The 18,036-nt window shown below is 55.5% G+C and carries 18 protein-coding genes, 1 tRNA gene and 1 pseudogene; 11 read left to right on the top strand and 9 right to left on the bottom strand.

Annotation, left to right across the window (positions count from 1 at the left end; translation table 11 throughout):
• Nucleotide 1: 1 nt before the first annotated feature.
• Complete coding sequence (locus ACTG36_RS01815) at nucleotides 2–703, bottom strand: hypothetical protein (protein WP_375279631.1); 702 nt, start codon at nucleotides 701–703, stop codon at nucleotides 2–4.
• Between the two features lie 42 nt (nucleotides 704–745).
• Nucleotides 746–2,215 (bottom strand): NAD(P)-dependent oxidoreductase, encoded by a 1,470-nt coding sequence (locus tag ACTG36_RS01810; protein ID WP_375279630.1) that lies wholly within the window; start codon nucleotides 2,213–2,215, stop codon nucleotides 746–748.
• Between the two features lie 213 nt (nucleotides 2,216–2,428).
• Here ACTG36_RS01810 and ACTG36_RS01805 point away from each other — a divergent pair, with 213 nt between their 5' ends.
• Nucleotides 2,429–3,232 (top strand): undecaprenyl-diphosphate phosphatase, encoded by an 804-nt coding sequence (locus ACTG36_RS01805; RefSeq protein WP_375279629.1) that lies wholly within the window; start codon nucleotides 2,429–2,431, stop codon nucleotides 3,230–3,232.
• Here the strand turns inward: ACTG36_RS01805 and ACTG36_RS01800 are convergent.
• The gene (locus ACTG36_RS01800) at nucleotides 3,229–4,206 is read right to left on the bottom strand and encodes a complex I NDUFA9 subunit family protein (protein WP_375279628.1); all 978 of its coding nucleotides are present in this window, start codon (nucleotides 4,204–4,206) and stop codon (nucleotides 3,229–3,231) included. The genes ACTG36_RS01805 and ACTG36_RS01800 overlap by 4 nt on opposite strands.
• Before the next feature lie 191 nt (nucleotides 4,207–4,397).
• On the opposite strand from ACTG36_RS01800, the gene ACTG36_RS01795 reads away from it, so the two are divergent.
• The 8 genes from ACTG36_RS01795 to ACTG36_RS01760 all read left to right on the top strand — a co-directional run bounded on the left by ACTG36_RS01795 (nucleotide 4,398) and on the right by ACTG36_RS01760 (nucleotide 9,210).
• Nucleotides 4,398–4,484, top strand: a tRNA-Leu gene (locus tag ACTG36_RS01795).
• Between the two features lie 35 nt (nucleotides 4,485–4,519).
• A complete protein-coding gene (locus ACTG36_RS01790) occupies nucleotides 4,520–5,131 on the top strand; it encodes a ribonuclease D (RefSeq protein ID WP_375279627.1) in 612 nt (203 codons plus the stop codon).
• On the top strand, nucleotides 5,131–6,090 hold the full coding sequence (locus tag ACTG36_RS01785; protein WP_375279626.1) for a KpsF/GutQ family sugar-phosphate isomerase: 960 nt from the start codon (nucleotides 5,131–5,133) through the stop codon (nucleotides 6,088–6,090). Before ACTG36_RS01790 ends, ACTG36_RS01785 begins: the two co-directional genes overlap by 1 nt.
• Complete coding sequence (locus tag ACTG36_RS01780; RefSeq protein WP_375279625.1) at nucleotides 6,091–6,678, top strand: hypothetical protein; 588 nt, start codon at nucleotides 6,091–6,093, stop codon at nucleotides 6,676–6,678.
• 13 nt (nucleotides 6,679–6,691) lie between these two features.
• Nucleotides 6,692–7,177, top strand: coding sequence for a lipopolysaccharide transport periplasmic protein LptA (gene lptA / locus ACTG36_RS01775; RefSeq protein WP_375279624.1), 486 nt, complete (start codon nucleotides 6,692–6,694; stop codon nucleotides 7,175–7,177).
• On the top strand, nucleotides 7,177–7,929 hold the full coding sequence (gene lptB, locus ACTG36_RS01770) for an LPS export ABC transporter ATP-binding protein (RefSeq protein WP_375279623.1): 753 nt from the start codon (nucleotides 7,177–7,179) through the stop codon (nucleotides 7,927–7,929). The genes lptA and lptB overlap by 1 nt, the downstream gene beginning before the upstream one ends.
• 211 nt (nucleotides 7,930–8,140) lie before the next feature.
• Nucleotides 8,141–8,716 carry a ribosome hibernation-promoting factor, HPF/YfiA family gene (gene hpf / locus ACTG36_RS01765; RefSeq protein WP_375279622.1) on the top strand — a complete coding sequence of 192 codons (576 nt, stop codon included), beginning with the start codon at nucleotides 8,141–8,143 and terminating at the stop codon, nucleotides 8,714–8,716.
• A gap of 29 nt (nucleotides 8,717–8,745) precedes the next feature.
• Complete coding sequence (locus ACTG36_RS01760; RefSeq protein WP_375279621.1) at nucleotides 8,746–9,210, top strand: PTS sugar transporter subunit IIA; 465 nt, start codon at nucleotides 8,746–8,748, stop codon at nucleotides 9,208–9,210.
• Here the strand turns inward: ACTG36_RS01760 and ACTG36_RS01755 are convergent.
• The 6 genes and pseudogenes from ACTG36_RS01755 to cysQ form a co-directional block, all read right to left on the bottom strand.
• Nucleotides 9,207–10,631 carry a sulfotransferase family 2 domain-containing protein gene (locus tag ACTG36_RS01755; RefSeq protein WP_375279620.1) on the bottom strand — a complete coding sequence of 475 codons (1,425 nt, stop codon included), beginning with the start codon at nucleotides 10,629–10,631 and terminating at the stop codon, nucleotides 9,207–9,209. The two genes, ACTG36_RS01760 and ACTG36_RS01755, sit on opposite strands and share 4 nt — an antisense overlap.
• 3 nt (nucleotides 10,632–10,634) lie before the next feature.
• Nucleotides 10,635–12,329 (bottom strand): annotated as a pseudogene (locus ACTG36_RS01750) (DUF5927 domain-containing protein).
• Nucleotides 12,326–13,336, bottom strand: coding sequence for a glycosyltransferase family 2 protein (locus ACTG36_RS01745; protein ID WP_375279619.1), 1,011 nt, complete (start codon nucleotides 13,334–13,336; stop codon nucleotides 12,326–12,328). The pseudogene ACTG36_RS01750 and the gene ACTG36_RS01745 overlap by 4 nt, the downstream one beginning before the upstream one ends.
• A gap of 152 nt (nucleotides 13,337–13,488) precedes the next feature.
• The gene (locus ACTG36_RS01740) at nucleotides 13,489–14,466 is read right to left on the bottom strand and encodes a glycosyltransferase family 2 protein (protein ID WP_375279618.1); all 978 of its coding nucleotides are present in this window, start codon (nucleotides 14,464–14,466) and stop codon (nucleotides 13,489–13,491) included.
• A 74-nt stretch (nucleotides 14,467–14,540) separates the two neighbouring features.
• Nucleotides 14,541–15,434: a UTP--glucose-1-phosphate uridylyltransferase GalU gene (gene galU, locus ACTG36_RS01735; RefSeq protein ID WP_375279617.1), complete on the bottom strand. Its 894-nt coding sequence runs from the start codon at nucleotides 15,432–15,434 to the stop codon at nucleotides 14,541–14,543.
• Between the two features lie 242 nt (nucleotides 15,435–15,676).
• On the bottom strand, nucleotides 15,677–16,474 hold the full coding sequence (gene cysQ / locus ACTG36_RS01730; protein ID WP_375279616.1) for a 3'(2'),5'-bisphosphate nucleotidase CysQ: 798 nt from the start codon (nucleotides 16,472–16,474) through the stop codon (nucleotides 15,677–15,679).
• 144 nt (nucleotides 16,475–16,618) lie between these two features.
• On the opposite strand from cysQ, the gene ACTG36_RS01725 reads away from it, so the two are divergent.
• Both ACTG36_RS01725 and ACTG36_RS01720 read left to right on the top strand, forming a co-directional pair.
• Nucleotides 16,619–17,440 carry an ABC transporter permease gene (locus ACTG36_RS01725; protein ID WP_375279615.1) on the top strand — a complete coding sequence of 274 codons (822 nt, stop codon included), beginning with the start codon at nucleotides 16,619–16,621 and terminating at the stop codon, nucleotides 17,438–17,440.
• The gene (locus tag ACTG36_RS01720) at nucleotides 17,437–18,030 is read left to right on the top strand and encodes an SH3 domain-containing protein (RefSeq protein WP_375279614.1); all 594 of its coding nucleotides are present in this window, start codon (nucleotides 17,437–17,439) and stop codon (nucleotides 18,028–18,030) included. Before ACTG36_RS01725 ends, ACTG36_RS01720 begins: the two co-directional genes overlap by 4 nt.
• Nucleotides 18,031–18,036 lie beyond the last annotated feature (6 nt).

Raw genomic sequence — 18,036 nt, 5'->3', positions numbered from 1 at the left:
TTCAGTTCGCTGCAGGAAGGATCAGGGGGGACGCGTCAAACGACGACATCTCGACCCCGCATCCGTGTTTCGGGTTCACCGACAAATAGCCCTCTTCACCGGGGAAGATAAATTCCACCGGCGTGTCATCGCTGTCAAAGGTACCGTTACTGGTCGTCACCGTGCTGGTGCCACCAATGAACATGCGCCATTCAGGATGCACAAATTCATTGCCCGCCGACCGCCAGATTTCTTCGCCTTCAGCATCAAATGCCGTCAGCGCGTATTCCGTGCGCAACAAGGTCACGCCATCAATCACAACGCTTTCGCCAGTCAGTTGGTCAAAGCCTACATACTGGCTGTCACCGATTTGATCGCTGGCGGTGGTGAAATCCCACGTGTCCACGTCGCCGGCCAACAAGTCGGTCATCATCATCCGGTCGGCCGACGACATCAGTTGTTCGGTATGGCCAGACCGCAGGTGGATACTTTCGACCCACTCAGCCTCGGAATTGATTTTGCCAACGTAGGTCAAACCCTCTTCGTCCAACGTCGCGCGGCGCTGTTCGCCTTCGGCGTCAAAGTCGCAGATGAAATGGTGCGACACGTTGCACGATGCCGTCTGGATCGTCAGGTAGCCCTCACACCCTTGAGGAAGGGTGAACTGCTGCGCGGCCACGGGGCTTGCAGCCAGCAGGGCGATGGTCACTGTTGTCTTCATCATTACGTCACACTCCATGTCTGCAGTTTTGAACGGGGTACCCCGTCATTCAGCGGCGACAGACGCCCCTTGGCTCAGGTAATCCATGATTGCATCGGCCGCCTCACGACCGTCCTTGATCGCCCAGACGACCAAGGATGCACCACGCACGATATCACCGGCGGCGAACACACCATCAAGGCTGGTTTGGCCTGTGTTGAACTCCGCCTTTACGGTGCCCCAACGGGTCACTTCCAACCCGTCGACGCCCCATAACTTTGGCAAGTCCTCTGGTTCAAAACCAAGCGCCTGAACAACTAGATCGGCGTCTTCGACGTAGTCACTGCCGTCGATCAACTCGGGCGATTGACGACCCGTCGCATCGGGCGCGCCCAGACGCATTTTCTGCACCTTCACACCTGTCACGGAGTTGGGCATTTCAACAGCCCGCGCTGGGCCATCCGCGCCGCCTGCAAACCCATTGGGCGCGGCCAGCCAGACAAATTCCACGCCTTCTTCTTCGGCGTTCTGAACCTCACGCTGGGAACCGGGCATGTTCGTACGGTCACGGCGGTACAGACATTTGACAGAGGTCGCCCCCTGACGGATCGCTGTGCGCACACAGTCCATTGCCGTGTCACCGCCACCGATAACAACAACGCGCTTGCCTTCCGCGTTCAGTTCTCCGTTGTCGAATTCTTCAACATCGTCGCCAAAGCTTTTGCGGTTGCTGGCCGTCAGATAATCGATCGCGCGCACGATTCCATCGTTGTCGACGCCGGGGGCTTCCAACGCTCTTGTTTTGTAGACACCCGTGGCAATCAAAACGGCCTCATGTTTTCCACGGATCGCATCGAATGAGATATCCTCACCCACGTTGCAATTCAGCACAAACTCGACACCGCCATCTTCCAGCTGCGCCATGCGTTTCATGACGACGTCTTTTTCCAGTTTGAACCCGGGGATGCCGTAGGTCAGCAAGCCGCCGCCACGATCATAGCGGTCATAAACCGTGACCTGCACACCCTGACGACGCAGCATATCCGCCGCCGCCAACCCGCCAGGGCCAGCCCCGATGATGCCCACGCTTTCGGGGCGTTCGGTGTGCGGGCGGATGGGTTTGACCCAGCCCTGCTCGAACGCGGTATCTGTGATGTACTTTTCAACCGACCCGATGGTGACTGTACCGTGACCGGATTGTTCGATCACACAGTTGCCTTCGCACAGACGGTCCTGCGGGCAAATGCGGCCGCAGATTTCGGGGAAGGTATTGGTGGCCTGGCTCAGCTCATAAGCCTCTTCCAGACGGCCCTCCGCAGTCATGCGCAGCCAATCGGGAATGTTGTTGTGCAGCGGACAATGGGACTGGCAATAGGGCACGCCACACTGGCTGCAGCGCGATGCCTGCTCTTCGGCCTTGGCCGTCGCAAATTCTGCGTAAATCTCGCCGAAGTCCTCGGTGCGCAAGTTGGGGGGCCGCTTCTCCGGCATATCCCGTTCCACCTTGGTGAATTTCAGCATCTTTTGACCAGCCACAGGACATTCCTCCGAAAATAATTCTGAACCGCCTCTCTAATCTCACTCTTTCAGAAAGAAAAGTCAGTATAGTTTACCTAATTGCGACTTTTTCAACGTGAGGCAAGCAAGTTTTCACCTATCAGGGTATTTTTTAGGACCGATGCGGACCCATCATGATCCTTTCCCCAGAATCCTTTTGTTCTACAAAGGGCAAAACGAATCGGAAGAGCCATGCCACTCCTGACCCTTGTCCTCGCCGCTTTGATCCAAGGGATCACAGAATTTCTGCCGGTTTCCTCCTCAGGGCACCTTATTTTATTGCCTCAATTGACAGGGATGGACGATCAGGGCCAGGTCATCGACGTCGCCGTCCATATCGGCACTCTTTTCGCGGTGATCCTTTATTTCTGGCCTGATGTCCGCGCGGCACTGGTGGGGCTGACGCGGGTCCTGCGTGGCAAAATCGACACCCAAGGCGCGTTTCTGGCCCTATGTCTGATCCTTGCAACGATCCCTGTGGTGATCTTCGGGCTGGTGCTGAAACTCACTGGTTTGGACGACATGATGCGATCAATGGCAGTGATCGGCTGGACCATGCTGATCTTCGGATTGGTCCTGTATTGGGCGGACCAGACCGGGACCACGACCCGAAAAGCCAACGATTGGACATTGAAGCACGCCCTTACCATGGGCCTGTGGCAGGCAATCTCGTTGATCCCCGGAACATCCCGCAGCGGCATCACAATCACCGCAGCCCGCCGCCTTGGCTACGCCCGCGAAGACGGTGCAAAACTGGCCATGTTGATGTCGATCCCAACGATCATCGCATCGGGTGTTCTGATCGGGGCAGAGGTCGCTTCAACTGCTGACGCACAAGCCGCACGCGACGGCGCAATAGCTGCCGCATTGGCCTTCGTCGCGGCGCTTGCAGCACTTGCGTTGATGATGCGCTTGCTCAAATCCGTCAGCTTCACGCCCTACGTGATCTACCGCGTCATCCTCGGTCTGATCCTGCTGTGGATCGCCTACACCTAGACCTTAAGGTTCTTGGCGCTTTCCTTGATCGCGTCATACTGGCCGCTTGGACGGAACCGCCACAGGTAGTCAGGCAGGACAGCCTCCATCGCAGTTGGCGCGATATCAAGATCATCGAAACCCTTGGCGCCTTCAGACACGACATTGTCGACGGCGAGGTTTTTGACCTGATCTGCGGTCAAAGGCCCGCGCACCAATCCCAACGACAAAAAACGAACCACTGAGAAGCCGAAGGCCATAACCCGTGCCATCCAAAACGGAATGTTCAGGATCAAACGACGGCGGCGCACGATTTCTAGCATCTGCTGCATCAGTTCACGGAACGTATGCACATCCGGCCCGCCCAGCTCATACACGCCGTGCGCATCGCCGTTCACGCCCATGACAGCCGCTTTGGCCACATCGTCCACATAAACCGGCTGAAACTTCGTCTCAGCACCTACAACAGGCAGAACCGGACCGAACCGCGACATGCCTGCAAACCGGTTGAAGAACCCGTCTTCCATGCCAAAGATAATCGAGGGCCTCAGGATCATTGCGTTTGGCATATGCCGTAGAACACCGTCCTCACCGGCAGCTTTGGTCTTGGCGTAATCGCTGTCAGCCTCAGCATCGGCGCCGATAGCAGAAATCTGCACCATTGCGTCCACACCCTGCTCGGCCGCGATGCGCGCGATGCGTTCGGCGCCTTCCGCCTGAACCGCCTCGAAGGTGTTTTTTCCGACCTCATCCAGTACGCCCACGCAATTCACGACCGCATCAGCGCCCGTCATCACGGACCTCACGGACGCGTCATCACGGATATTGCAAAAGACAGGTTCCACCTGACCCACAGCACCATAAGGCTTTACGAACATGGCCTCATTGGGGTTGCGCACTGCCACACGAATGCGCCAGCCGTCTTTGGCCAATCGCCGCGCAATATAACGTCCGACAAAACCGGACCCGCCGTAGATGGTGACAAGTTTGGACATGGCGAAATTTCCCTTGGGCTGACTTTCCCCCGATCTAACTCCACGACCCTTAAGAAACAAGGTCGTTATGGCCGCACCGCTTTGGCTTCGTTTTGCCAAAAATACTCAAAATCCCAAAGCTGCCAAAATCGCCGCCGAATCCCGTTGACAGGCCTGCCTCACCATCTTAAACGCCCCCTCACGTGATCTGTGCCCAGATGGCGGAATTGGTAGACGCGCCAGCTTCAGGTGCTGGTGTCTGTATGGACGTGGAGGTTCGAGTCCTCTTCTGGGCACCATTCACTTCCCACTAAACGGAAGGTAGACAGATCACATGACAAACCATCTTTACAAAAACGACCTCCCCGCTGACCTCGACCTTGGAACTATCGTCGCGATTGACTGCGAAACGATGGGATTAAACCCCCACCGAGATCGCCTGTGCCTGATCCAGATGTCGGGCGGTGACGGCGATTGCCATCTGATCCAAGTCGAAAAAGGCCAGACTGAGGCCCCGAACCTGTGCAAGATGCTGGCGGACCCGAACGTTTTGAAACTTTTTCACTTCGGCCGATTTGATATTGCCGCGATGGCCAACGCCTTTGGCACCACCGCAGCCCCGGTCTATTGCACCAAGATCGCCAGCAAGCTGGTCCGTACGTATACGGACCGGCATGGGCTGAAAAATCTGCTGCAGGAATTGCTGTCCGTCGACATTTCCAAATTTCAACAACAATCTGATTGGGGCGCAGACAAGCTGACAAATGCCCAACTGGACTACGCGGCATCTGACGTTTTGTACCTGCACCAGCTGCGCGAAAAGTTGAATGAGCGGCTGACCCGTGAAGACCGGATGGATATTGCTCAGGCCTGTTTTGACTTCTTGCCTATGCGCGCCACGCTCGATCTGGCCGGTTGGCCTGAACAGGACATCTTTTCGCACTGATGGGACGATTTCTCGACACGGCGCGGCGCGTCATCCGCGAGGAGGCAAAAGCCCTCGAACATCTGGCGGATGGCCTTGACGCGACGCTGACAGAAGCCGTCGAAATGATCCTCAAGGCGCACGGCCGTGTCGTCGTGTCTGGGATTGGCAAATCCGGCCACATCGCCCGAAAAATCGCCGCCACCTTGGCCAGCACAGGCACCCCCGCACAATTCGTCCACCCTGCCGAGGCATCCCACGGGGATCTTGGCATGGTCACCAAACAAGACGTTGTTCTGGCAATTTCGAATTCAGGTGAAGCACCGGAACTGGCCAATCTTCTAGCCTACACCCAACGTTTTGACATCCCGTTGATCGGCATATCCAGCAAACCGGAAAGCACGCTTGCGCGGCACAGCGACATCCTGCTTACCATGCCTAAAATTCCCGAGGCTTGCGGCACAGGTGTCGTGCCCACCACGTCGACGACCATGACACTCGCCCTTGGGGATGCGCTGGCTGTCGCCCTGATGGAGCACCGCGATTTTTCGGCCGAAAACTTTCGTGATTTTCACCCCGGAGGTAAACTGGGCGCGCAATTGGCCCGTGTGGGCGATCTGATGCACGCCGGCGACGCCCTGCCGCTTGTCACAACATCCACCCCCATGAGCGATACCCTGCTGATGATCAGTCAAAAGGGCTTCGGCGTTGTTGGTGTTCTCGATAAGGCGGGTTACCTTTGCGGCATCGTGACCGACGGCGATTTGCGTCGGAACATGGCCGGTTTGCTGGACCTGACCGCGGGGCAAGTCATGACACGTGACCCTCGCACGATTGGTCCTGATGCGCTGGCCGAAGAGGCTGTGAATGTAATGCAAGACCGCAAGATCACTTGTCTGTTTGTTGTCGACCCGGACGGGTCGCAGGACGTGACGGGTATTTTGCACATTCACGACTGCCTTCGCGCAGGCGTGGTGTAGATGTTCGGCGACGAAAGCTATTCTCAATTTGTTGGGTTCCTGAAGGTGACGTTGCCCTTGGCGGCACTTGCCCTGATGTCCACCGTCTTCCTCTTTGCGCGCGCGCCCACACAAGACAGCACGATCCCCTACGCCGAGATTGAGGAAATCGCGCGCGAGCCGCGTTTGTCCGGCCCGCAATTGTCAGGCGTGGCCGATGATGGATCAATCATCAATCTGGCCGCACGCACCGCCAAGCCGCAGGGTGATATCTTGTCGGTTGAGGCAATGACCGCCAATATTCAATCCGCCGACGGCACCATTATCGATATCCGCGCGGGCATGGGTGAGATCGACAACACCAACAACACCGCGCGCCTGACGGGGTTGGCCCACCTCGAAACCTCGAACGGGTATGAGATGGAGACCGCCGGCATTTCCGCCGACCTGACCACAGGGCGCATTTTCAGTGACGGCGCGCTTGAGGTGCAGGCGCCTTTTGGGTCTCTGACCGCCGGTCAGCTGGTTATCGAAACCCCTGACGCGGGCACCGGACAAGTGATGCTGTTCCAAAATGGTGTTCGGCTGGTATACACACCCCAACCCTAACGGAGAGTGCGACGTGACGCTTTTGAAATCTGCCTTGCTGACTGCGGCCTTGTTGCTGGCGACACCAATCGCGGCCCAGACGAATGTGAACCTTGGCGGCATCAGCGCAGACCCATCCGCACCTGTCGAAATCACGGCAGATAACCTCACCGTGGATCAGGACAGTGGTACCGCAGTCTTCGAGGGCAATGTTGTTTTGGGCCAAGGCGAATTGCGGCTGTCCGCCGGGCGTGTTCAGGTCGTGTATGACGGCACCGCCGGCCAGATCAGCCGCCTTAACGCCAGCGGTGGCGTGACATTCGTGACCGACACGGAAGCCGCAGAAGCCGCAAGTGCGGAATACAACCTTGATGCGGGCACCCTGACGATGACCGGCGATGTTCTTTTGACCCAAGGGGCAAGCGCCATTTCAGCGGACACCATGCGGATCAACCTGACCACCGGTGCTGCACAAATGGATGGCCGCGTGCGCACAATCCTGAACCAAGGCGGCAACTGATGCCCGACCTGACCGTGACGGATGGAGATGTCGGCCTGAAGGTCGTCAACCTTCGCAAAAGCTACCGCAAACGGTTGGTCATTCGGGACGTGTCCATGCACCTTGGCCGAGGTGAAGTCGTGGCATTGCTGGGCCCCAACGGATCGGGAAAAACAACCTGCTTTTATTCCATCGCGGGCCTTGTGACGCCCGAAGGGGGCCATGTCGTGGTCGACGGGCGCGATGTGACGGCCCTGCCGATGTACCGCCGTGCCAAGTTGGGCATCGGCTACCTGCCGCAAGAGATGTCGATTTTTCGCGGCCTGAATGTCGAAGACAACATTCTGTCTATTCTTGAGATCGCCGAACCTGACCGCACCCGCCGCCGTGAGCGGCTGGAGGAACTGCTGTCGGAATTCAACATCGGTCACATCCGCCGCGCCCCCGCGATGGCCCTATCTGGCGGTGAACGCCGCCGCGCTGAGATCGCGCGCTGTTTGGCCGCCGACCCGAAATACGTCCTGCTTGACGAACCATTTGCAGGTGTAGACCCGATCGCAGTTGGCGAAATTCGCGCCCTGACAGCGGACTTGAAGAACCGTGGCATCGGCGTTTTGATCACCGATCACAATGTTCAGGAAACCCTGCAGATTGTGGATCGCGCCTATATTCTGCATGACGGAAAGATCTTGATGTCGGGCACCACCAAAGAGGTGGTTGAGGACGAAAATGTCCGCCGCGTCTACCTTGGTAATTCCTTCCGCGTGACGTGATGTGACACCCCGCCCATTGACAGACTGCAATTTTGGGCGCCCAATGTGGGGGATGACAGTCACGGTTTCACATGTGGTCGGCAACACGCCTTTCGGGCGCCGGTCGCACACAGCCACGGGACTGACATCATTTCCGACAATCCGGACGTGACTTAACGAACCTTAAAGGTTCTCACGCCCCTATTGTCTGCATTGAATTGAAGGAGACAAGATGCGCTATCAGATCACAGGAAAGCAAATCGACATTGGCGAAGCCCTGCAAACACACGTGCAGACCGAAATGGGGGAGGTGTTTAGCAAGTATGCAGGCCGCCCAACTGACGCGAATATCGTCTTTTCCAAAAGTGCGCATGAATATGTGTGCGAAGCTGTGGTGCATCTCTCAACCGGTCTGACGGCGCAAGCCAAGGGCAAAGATACTGAAATCTATGCTGCTTTTGACAGCGCATCCGAGAAAATGGAAAAACAACTCAGGCGGTATAAACGCCGGTTGAAAGACCACCACAACGGGCGATCACAACCGGTTGAACTCTCCGATGCGGGGTCCTATATCCTCGCCTCACAGACTGAGTCGGAAGAGAATGAACCGGACGGCGTCAGTTCCATGATTGTAGCAGAGATGGAAACCAAGATTCCGTCTCTCTCCGTTGGGGAAGCGGTGATGCAAATGGAACTCGCAGACGCGCCGGTTCTTGTCTTTCGGAATGAGGGAACAAAAGGGATCAATGTCGTATACCGCCGCGATGACGGCAACATCGGCTGGATTGACCCCCGCAACGCGAGTTAGAACGAACCATGGTTCGTTCGGGGAATGACATGACCATTCAGGATATCCTTCCGGCAACGGGTATTAAGGTGATTGCATCAGCCACCAGCAAAAAGCGGCTGTTTCATGATCTTGGCGATATGGCAGAAACCTGCTTCGGGCTGGACCATACGACCGTTGTGGATGCCCTGATGGATCGTGAAAGCCTCGGACCAACAGGTGTGGGGCATGGCGTTGCTTTGCCCCATGCCCGACTGCCTGGTTTGACCAAAGTCTGCGGTCTGTTCCTGCGTCTAAAAAAATCTATCGATTTCGATGCTGTGGATCGTCAGCCGATTGACCTCGCCTTTGCGCTGTTTGCCCCGCAGGATGCGGGTGTTGAACACCTTAAGGCGTTGGCGCTGGTGTCACGGACGTTGCGGGACGAAAACATCTGCACCAAGCTGCGCGCCAATGAAGACCCATCCACGATCTACACGATCCTGACTGAGATGAGCGCGGCCCAAGCGGCCTAAGCGTCATAATCCCCAAAACCAAACGCCACATAATCGCGCTGATACACGTCGCGCGCGGCGTCTTCGACCTCTGCGGTGTAAATGTCGCGCAATAGGCCCGCATAGACGTCGGTGTCTTCGGAAACCTGAGGCATCGTCGTCTTGCCGATCTGGGCCGCGACAATCGCAAGGCTTTCTTCAAGGTTCTCTTCACGCAGAACGAAATCAGGCGTGCCGAATTCAGCATACCCTTCAAGCACCTGCGCTTGGCTGGCCCAGTGTGCATCTACGCGAATATTTGTCTGGGCTGACAGGTTCGCTTTGACAAACTTCAAAAAGCCCAAGAACGTCTCTCGGTGTTCACGCGTGCCATATTTCGCATCTGGATAACGCGCAGGAATGGGAAGTTTGAATTGCTTGCGCAGAACACTGCGAATTTCAGAGAAACTGCCCTCGCCGCCCATCAATATCTTGGAGCAGAATGCAGAATGCGCCCGCGCCACCGGGTGACGCAAAACCGTGAACGTGCGGTGTCCCGGCCTATCGCGTTTCCACGTGCGCAGGGATTTCTGCGTGAATTTGCCCACCAAGGCATCCACATCCGCATCATCGAGGCCAGCCAGCCACGCCTCAACCGCTTGGGTCGGGCCGGACTTGATTGGCAAATACAAAAGCGGCGACGACGGGGCCGCCAAATAGCTGGGCACGGACGGCCCGCGACGTGGTTCGAAATTCGGCGTGCGTGTCAGATTGAACCGATCCGCCCGCGCCAAAGCCGCAGCCATATCATCAAAGTTCTCAACCTTGTCGGCCAGGGACCCTGGGTTTTGCTTTTTCAACGTATCATCCAACGCCTTCAGACGGGACGGGATTCCCAAAAATCGCGCGATACCGTTCATGACATCGACGTTCTGAAGATCTTCATAGTCCACATAAAACGCCGTCTGACCGGATGTCTGAAGGGCGTTCAGCAATTTGATTTGGAACGCCTGCAGTCGCGCTATGTGGGCGTCGAATTCATCGGCATCGAAGGTGATCGTCTCACTGCGTAGACGTTTCACATCGTTCAACTTCCACTGCTTCGTGGCCTTAGCGATCTTATAACTCACATAGCTTTCTGCGGGATTTCTGGTCAGTACAATCTTGGCGCACCGACGGTCTTTCAGGATCGGATCGAAGACGCGCATGTCATGATCACTGAAGAACCGGAACCCGTTCAATCCATCAGCCGCAGACACAGCATCCAACAGCGCTTGTGGGTCGGCATCACGTTGGTCTGCGGACAGACCCAATGTGGTTTTTCGACTGGGGTAGCTGATGAAATGGGGGTTAAACGCCTCCCCGTGGCAGGTCACACCTTCGAGGGCATTCAAATTAGCCTCAAGAAAATTGGACCCCGTCCGCATTTCCGCAAACACCACAAAACTATCGAAATCCGCCATGGTCTATCGCACCAGATAAGGACGTCGTCGGGTCGTTCGGTCAATAACAGGGGCGTTGTCTGCTGGAAAATCGCCCATGAGATACGGATGCATCCCTTGGTTCTTCAGGTTCTGCAGAAACTGGCCAAAGCCGGTCAGGTCAGCCATCTTCGGTGCCTCGGTCACGCGGCGCAGGTTCTTGGCCCCCATTTCATCCAGCACAGTTTGTAGTGCTTCCATCGGGGTTTCAATGAAGTCCGCCAACGTCCAAATACGCACCCGCGCCTTGGTCTGGGGCGATCGCAACGCCCCGAGGTGTTCACTTTCGATACGTTGAAGTTCAGCCGCCTCCGCCCGAATGTCCGAAAAGTTCCGGTTGCTTTGAAATAGCGGAATGGCCCACGCGCCGGAAATCACACTGATTTACGCGTTCGGGTCCTTTGCTAAATCCCAGCTGGCGAATTGCGTGTCCGTCGGGCCGAACTGAAAACACTGCCGTTCACCACGGGTGTTCCAGACCAGATTGATCAGGAACAATTGTGCGTGGTGGTCACGCAGTTTGGCGTTGTCACACAATGCGCCGCTAAACGTCTCCTGTTCCGCCTCAAAATGAACGCGGTCTTTGGCGTAAAGATGTCCATGAACGCGCGTCCCGGTCATCCGCGCAAGCCATGGTTCAAAATCTTCAAAAAGCTCAGAAAATCCTTCGAACACCGAGTAGGGCGCAGAGGTAAATCCGTTCTCATGTCCCGGCCTTGGCAGGCGGCTTTGCATGAACAGGCCAGCGCGCCCGCGCGTCCGCCGTTCCACTGCTTTTGAGAAAATACGGTCTATCTTACCCGGGTTGGGTTCAGCCCCCTTAAGCGGATTTTCCTCATTCAGGAAGTGATCGTACAATCTGTCCGCATGGGGCCAGATTTTACGGGCCACAAAGCAATCGGATCGCCGCAACAGTTGCAGATGATCGTCATAAAAGATGTGCGGTTTGCCTTGGTAGTCGAATTTCGACAGCGTCAAAGACCGGCTTTCGATGTTTTGTGAATACAGCCGGACCAGCGTCTGGAAATAGCTTTCGTCAGGAATCCAGACCCGTTTGAAGTAACGATCATAAACCGTTCTTTCAGGATCTTCCAAGATCGCAGACAGGGTTTGGCGTGTCAGGCACCACCACTGCGACCCCATGTGCGGCACAATTCCATCTGGAACACGGCGGTAAATCTTCAACCGGCGCTGAAATTCGACGTAGCGGTCAAACAAGAACCTCTGCTTGCGCCACGAAAAGGGAAAGCGCAGGGTGAACCGTTCGAAATCAAGCCCACCTTGGGTCCATGGCACATCCGCAGTTGTCGCACTTTCGATGAAATCCGTGCGAGGGCGTTCTTCAAGATACGCCTGCAGGTCTTTAATCGGGCGCAGCGGCAAACATGACCCCGATGCGAGATAGACGTGACGCACATCGGGAAAGGACTTTAACATCAAAGCAGAGGCCGATTGCGATGCTGCAACAATACCCCACGTGCCCCATTCACAACGATGGCGTTTTGAAAAGATGACATCGGGAACGTCTGCCAAGGTTTCGACAAAAGCATCATAGGTCGCGCGGCTTACGTTTTTGTCGACATGGATGACCACAGGGCAGCCCGCATCAGACCAGTGACGGACCACCTGTTCGGCGCGATCCAGCGCTGTATGAACCAGCATGACGACCCCGACGCTCATGCCCAGTTGCCTTTCGACATGAGGCCCAAAATCTCAAGCTGGCGCCAGTTGATGTACTTTTCGGACCATTTGCACCACAGATCGGGGTGTTGGGCGATGCCATCGGCGTAGGCTTTGTATTCGTGAGAATTTGCATAGTGCTGGTTGCGGGTCAGCTCCTCTGCCGCCTTTTTGCCAAAGGTATCAAGGAACTTGGCATGGAGCAGAATACCCGATGCTTTTTCACCGCCCCACTCGTCATACACAAGGTTCAGACCCCTTGGCAAAACCATATGGGTGGAACTGACATAAGCATATTTACGATCCCACTTGATCAGGGGGGTTTTGTTCAACGCAGGTGCGCGCCATGGTTCATCCCGGAAAAACATCCGCGCCCTTGGGCCCCCTTGGATCCACAGATTGTAGTACAGATGGTTCTTGGAAATAGTGTAGTTGCCACTGTCAAACCATGTGGCGATTTCCATCGGGTTTTGTCCGCGCCGATAGGGCACGGCATCAAGCCGCCCCTTGGGGTACATATCCAAAAGCATCGCGCCAAAACTGCGGATATCAGACGCATCAAGCCAATCGGTTAGGGCGCGAATGGGTCGTGTATCGCAAAACGGGTAGACAAAGAATTCATCGGGGTCGACGACAAGGGTCCAGTGTCCATGGGCGTATTTGCGTTGCAGATGGTTGAGCCAATCGACCCCAAACCGTGACCGCCGATAACTGCCCTTCGCCCGCCACAAGGACACATCAGGCTGTTGGGCAACATAATCGGCCCCGTCATCATCGCTTTCGTTGTCGACCATGATGAAATGATCGACGCCCAAATCGCGGTAGTATTTGAGGAAGAAAGGCAGCCGGATGTCTTCGTTGCGAAATGTCGAAAACAGCAGAATATCGCCCTTTTTGATCTTCTCCGTCCGGTCAATGACCGAATTCAGCTCACGCGACTTGCGCCGGGCACGAATGTGCCAGCGCTTTCGCTGAAGGCGAAGTCGATATGAAGTCAAGGCGCCCAAGTCGGTCCTTCCGTTCTGCCCATGTGCCCGTGGGTCTTCGTTAGTGCATCGTCGTTAACACTATATTGAAAACAGACACAAAAGCCTCCCTTTGTCTCCATTCAATAAACAACGAGGGAGAATAGGCAACCGTTGCCAATGACACGAATGGATCACCAGTTGCCGCGAGACATCAACCCAAGGTTAACCAACTGATCCGGGCCAGTGTAGGTCACTGAGGCATCGCACCACAAATCAGGGTCATCGATCAGCGCAGCGTAGTACGGTTTGTACAAGTCGCTGTTTTCAAAATGCTGACCGCGAGACAGCTCTTCTTGAGATTTGGCGCCAATGTTGGGGAGGAATTTAGTGTGCAACAACACCCCTGACACCCGATCCCCTTGCCCCGTGTCAAAGACATCGTTCAACCGACGAGGCAAAATTTGATGGGTCGACGTAACATAGGCAAAACCGCTGTTCCATTTGACCAAAGGGGTCTTGTTCAGCGTCGGCGCGCGTTCAGGCTGGCTGCCAAAGAACAAACGATCCCGCACACCGCCTTGGATCCATAGATTCCCGAAAACCCGATGCAGCTGCGCACGATAATTGTCGGCGTCAAACCACCTTAGAATGGAAAGGGGATCGTCACCGGCTTCATAGGACGCTTTCCCAACAGGACCTTTTGGGTAAAGGTCCAACATCAAGCAGCCAAAGGCCCGGCGTCCATCGTTGTCCAGATGTGCCGTCAAAGCGTTCAAATCACGCCTTTTATCGTCAGGATAGACCAGCAATTCATCCGCATCGACCGTCAAACACCAACGTCCATGGCCATGTTCACGTTGAAGGCAGGTCAGCCAATCAACCCCAAACCGGGACGCCTTATAACTGTGGTCCGTGGTCCAAACCGACACATCAGGTTGCGCGGTCAAATAGTCGGTTGTTCCGTCGTCTGAGCCATTGTCGACCACAAGAAAGTGCGTAACGCCCAGCGCGCGGTAATGGTCCAGCCAGTGCGGCAGGCGGAGCATTTCATTGCGCATGGTAGAAAAGACAAGAACGCCATCAGACGGTATCTGCCCACCGGAGATCAGATTGATTTCGTTGCGGCGTTTCCAAGACCGATACAGCAAACGCCGGCGTTTCCACCGCATCCGATAGGCAAACCAAGCGCCCGATTGGGGATGGCCTGACGGGGATCGGACGGGAAACACCGGCGCTGTTGCCGTTATTGCGCGGCTTGCTGCATGGAGATCAAGTTGCGCAGGTAGCCGTCAAATTCGTCCCGAAGGTCTTCGCGGGCCAGACCGAAGGCCACCGTCGCCTGCAAGAACCCGGCTTTTGATCCACAATCGAACCGCTGCCCTCGGAATCGGTATCCAAAGACATCTCGACCTTCGCGCAATTCGGCATCAATCGCGTCCGTCAGCTGAATTTCACCGCCAGATCCCGACTTGATCTTGTTGAGGTTGCGCATGATCTGCGGGGTAAGGATATAACGTCCGATCACCGCCAGATTTGAAGGCGCATCTTCCGCTTTTGGTTTTTCGACCAAGCCATTGACGGACACAACGGACCCCATGTCATCTTTGACATCAATCATACCGTAGGATGACGCCTTTTCAGCAGGCACCTCCATCGCGGCGACCATACAGCCACCGGTTTCATTGTGTGCTTCGACCATCTGCTGCAGGCACGGCTTTTCGGCCGCGATCACGTCATCTGGCAGGATCACCGCAAAGGATTCGTTGTGCACCAGACGGCGAGCGCACCAGACCGCATGGCCCAAACCCAAAGCGCGCTGTTGGCGGATGTAGGCAATCGCGCCACTGTCCATGTTCGTCGACTTCAACTCGGCCAGAAGCTCCGTTTTGTCTTTCTTCCGCAGCTCCGCCTCAAGGTGGGGTGCCATGTCAAAATAGTCTTCAAGCGCGGATTTCCCGCTAGATGTTACAAAAATAAATTCTTTAATTCCCGCGGCTCGCGCCTCATCAATCGCATATTGGATCAATGGGCGATCGACGAGGGTCATGATTTCCTTCGGAACCGATTTCGTGGCTGGCAGAAACCGCGTTCCCAGCCCTGCGACGGGGAAAATCGCTTTAGTGACGCTCTTGCTCATAATAAATTCTTCGCTCCAACATTCGGAATAGTACTCGCACCGCTTAACAGAAATATGCTCCACGGAGTATGGTGTTCGCCCTGATGTATACCCGGACTGGTTTCATTCGTATCATATCGATCAAAATCTTAAGATATGATGGAATCGGTTTTCCAGCTCTGTTGCTCAAATACTGAACCAAAGACGGCCTCGTATCACATCAGACCAACACTCGACCCGCCCCCAATGCGACTTGCATATATTCAAGGCAGCTTAAGATCGATTCCCGGCGCATAGGCGATGAAGAACGGATTGGCGAAGTCGGACTTGCCATAGATTAGCGTCGTGTGATCATCAAATCGCACCACATGACCACCCGCTCCGGTCAAAACGGCATGGCCTGCCGCCGTGTCCCACTCCATTGTTCGGCCAACCCGTGGATAAAGATCAGCCTCACCCGTGGCGATCAGACAGAACTTCAGCGAAGACCCGGCGCTTTTCATGTCGTTGACCGCGTATTTATTGATGTAGTCGTCTGTTGCCTGATCACGGTGGGACTTTGAGGCCACAACCATCAGGGCTGTATTGTCAGGGGTGCTGACGGAAATCGGAACCGTCGTGCCGATGGTCTCTTTTTCCAACGCGCCCACCTCTTCGACCGATGTGCCGTCCGCCGTGGTGTAAAACAGCCGGCCCTTGGCAGGCGCATAAACCACCCCCCGCACGGGCGATCCGTCTTTGACGTAAGCGATGTTCACTGTGAAATCGCCACGACGGTGAATGAATTCCTTGGTTCCATCCAGAGGATCGACAATCAAAAATGTGGTGGCAGACAGGGCATGACTGTCCGCTTGTTCTTCGGTGATCAACGTCACATCAGGAAAAGCCGCGCGAAGTCCGGCTGAAATATGCGCGTCCGCTGCTTCATCGGCCGCCGTCACCGGACTGTCATCGCTCTTGGATTTCACCTCAAAATCGTCGGCGTTGTAGATGTCCATGATGATGTCGCCAGCCTCAAGTGCCAGCTTACGCATCACGTTTGTCAGCGTCTCAAAATCCATACTGCCCTCTGCAAATTAGTGATCACGGCTGTTTTCATTGATCCGTGTGAATTGCCCCCTTATGCTGCGATGCTAAAGGTTCGGCAAGAAATTCGTGCCACAAGGCACAACGCCGACATACGGCACAGCAAATGGCAGGCACTTATGTTTGAAGCACGTCGTCCGACGACACGGTCCAGATCCGCGCTCAATATTCTTGAGCTGATTTACCATTCGATCGTCCGAAATATCCGCAGCGGCCACCGCAATGCCTTGGTCGGGCTGATCCTGAACATGCTGCAAACGATGATCTTGGTTGCGGCCTTTTACTTCATGTTCAGCCTTTTGGGCGTGCGCAAGGTGGCGATCCGTGGGGATTTTCTTCTCTACATCATGACCGGCATCTTTATGTATATCACTCACATCAAAGCATTGAGTTCGGTCATGGGCGCTGAAGGGCCGACGTCTGCCATGATGCTACATGCACCAATGAACACCATCATCGGGATCGCCTCTGCCGCCCTGTCGAGCCTGTATATTCAGGTCCTGTCGCTGTCGACTGTGTTGTACCTGTACCACGCGATGTTTGAGCCGATCACGATCTACCAGCCCGTTGGCGCCTTTTCGATGCTTCTGGTGGCTTGGTTTACCGGCTGTGCGGTAGGGGTCGTTTTCCTGTCTCTGAAGCCATGGGCCCCCGATTTCATTCAAGTCGCATCCATGATCTATATGCGGGCCAACATGATCGCGTCCGGCAAAATGTTTGTCGCCAACACCCTGCCCAGCACGATGCTGGCTATGTTCGACTGGAACCCGTTGTTCCATGCCATCGATCAATCGCGCGGCTTTGCATTTATCAACTACAATCCACACTTCAGTTCAGTGTCTTACCCCCTAAAGGTTGGAATCGTTATCCTGACAATCGGGTTGATGCTTGAATTCTATACGCGCCGCAAAGTGTCCAACAGCTGGAACGCCGCACGGTGATCCGACTTGCCGCCGCCTTAATTTTAGTTGCATCTGCCCCGCAGGCCCAACTGCTGCCTGACCGCTATTCGGTCACGGGTGTCGATGCGAATGACGTGCTCAACATCCGAAGCGGGCCGGGCGTGTCTTTCGACGTCATCGGTGAACTCGGCCCCTATACTTTGAACGTGGAAGTCATCGACACTCAAGACGGATGGGCCATGGTCCCCGCAGGAGAGGTCAACGGATGGGTCGCACTTCAATATCTGACACCCCATCCTCTACCCGAAAATGAGGTTCCGCGCCCATTGATTTGCAGCGGAACAGAGCCGTTCTGGGACATCGGTCTTTATCCACGTGGTGCCGAATACAATGACCTCGCCCTCGGGGACCGGCAGGATCTGACTGTCGTTCGCGAAACAACAGCGCCCAACGGATACCTGATCGAAATGCAAGGGTCGCCAACGGTAACAAAAACACTCACCGTCAAAGCGGGGTATTGCTCAGACGGGATGAGCGACCGATCCTTCAACATGTCCGCTCTTTTGTTCAGCCAAACACCGGACGGCAATTATGTCGAAACCGGATGCTGCACGTTTCAGCCGAACTGATCCGCT

The sequence above is a fragment of the Pseudooctadecabacter sp. genome, assembly GCF_965657175.1.
Taxonomy (GTDB): Bacteria; Pseudomonadota; Alphaproteobacteria; order Rhodobacterales; family Rhodobacteraceae; genus Octadecabacter.
The sequence above is the reverse complement of the archived record's forward strand: the minus strand, read 5'-3'. Positions and strand labels throughout refer to the sequence as shown.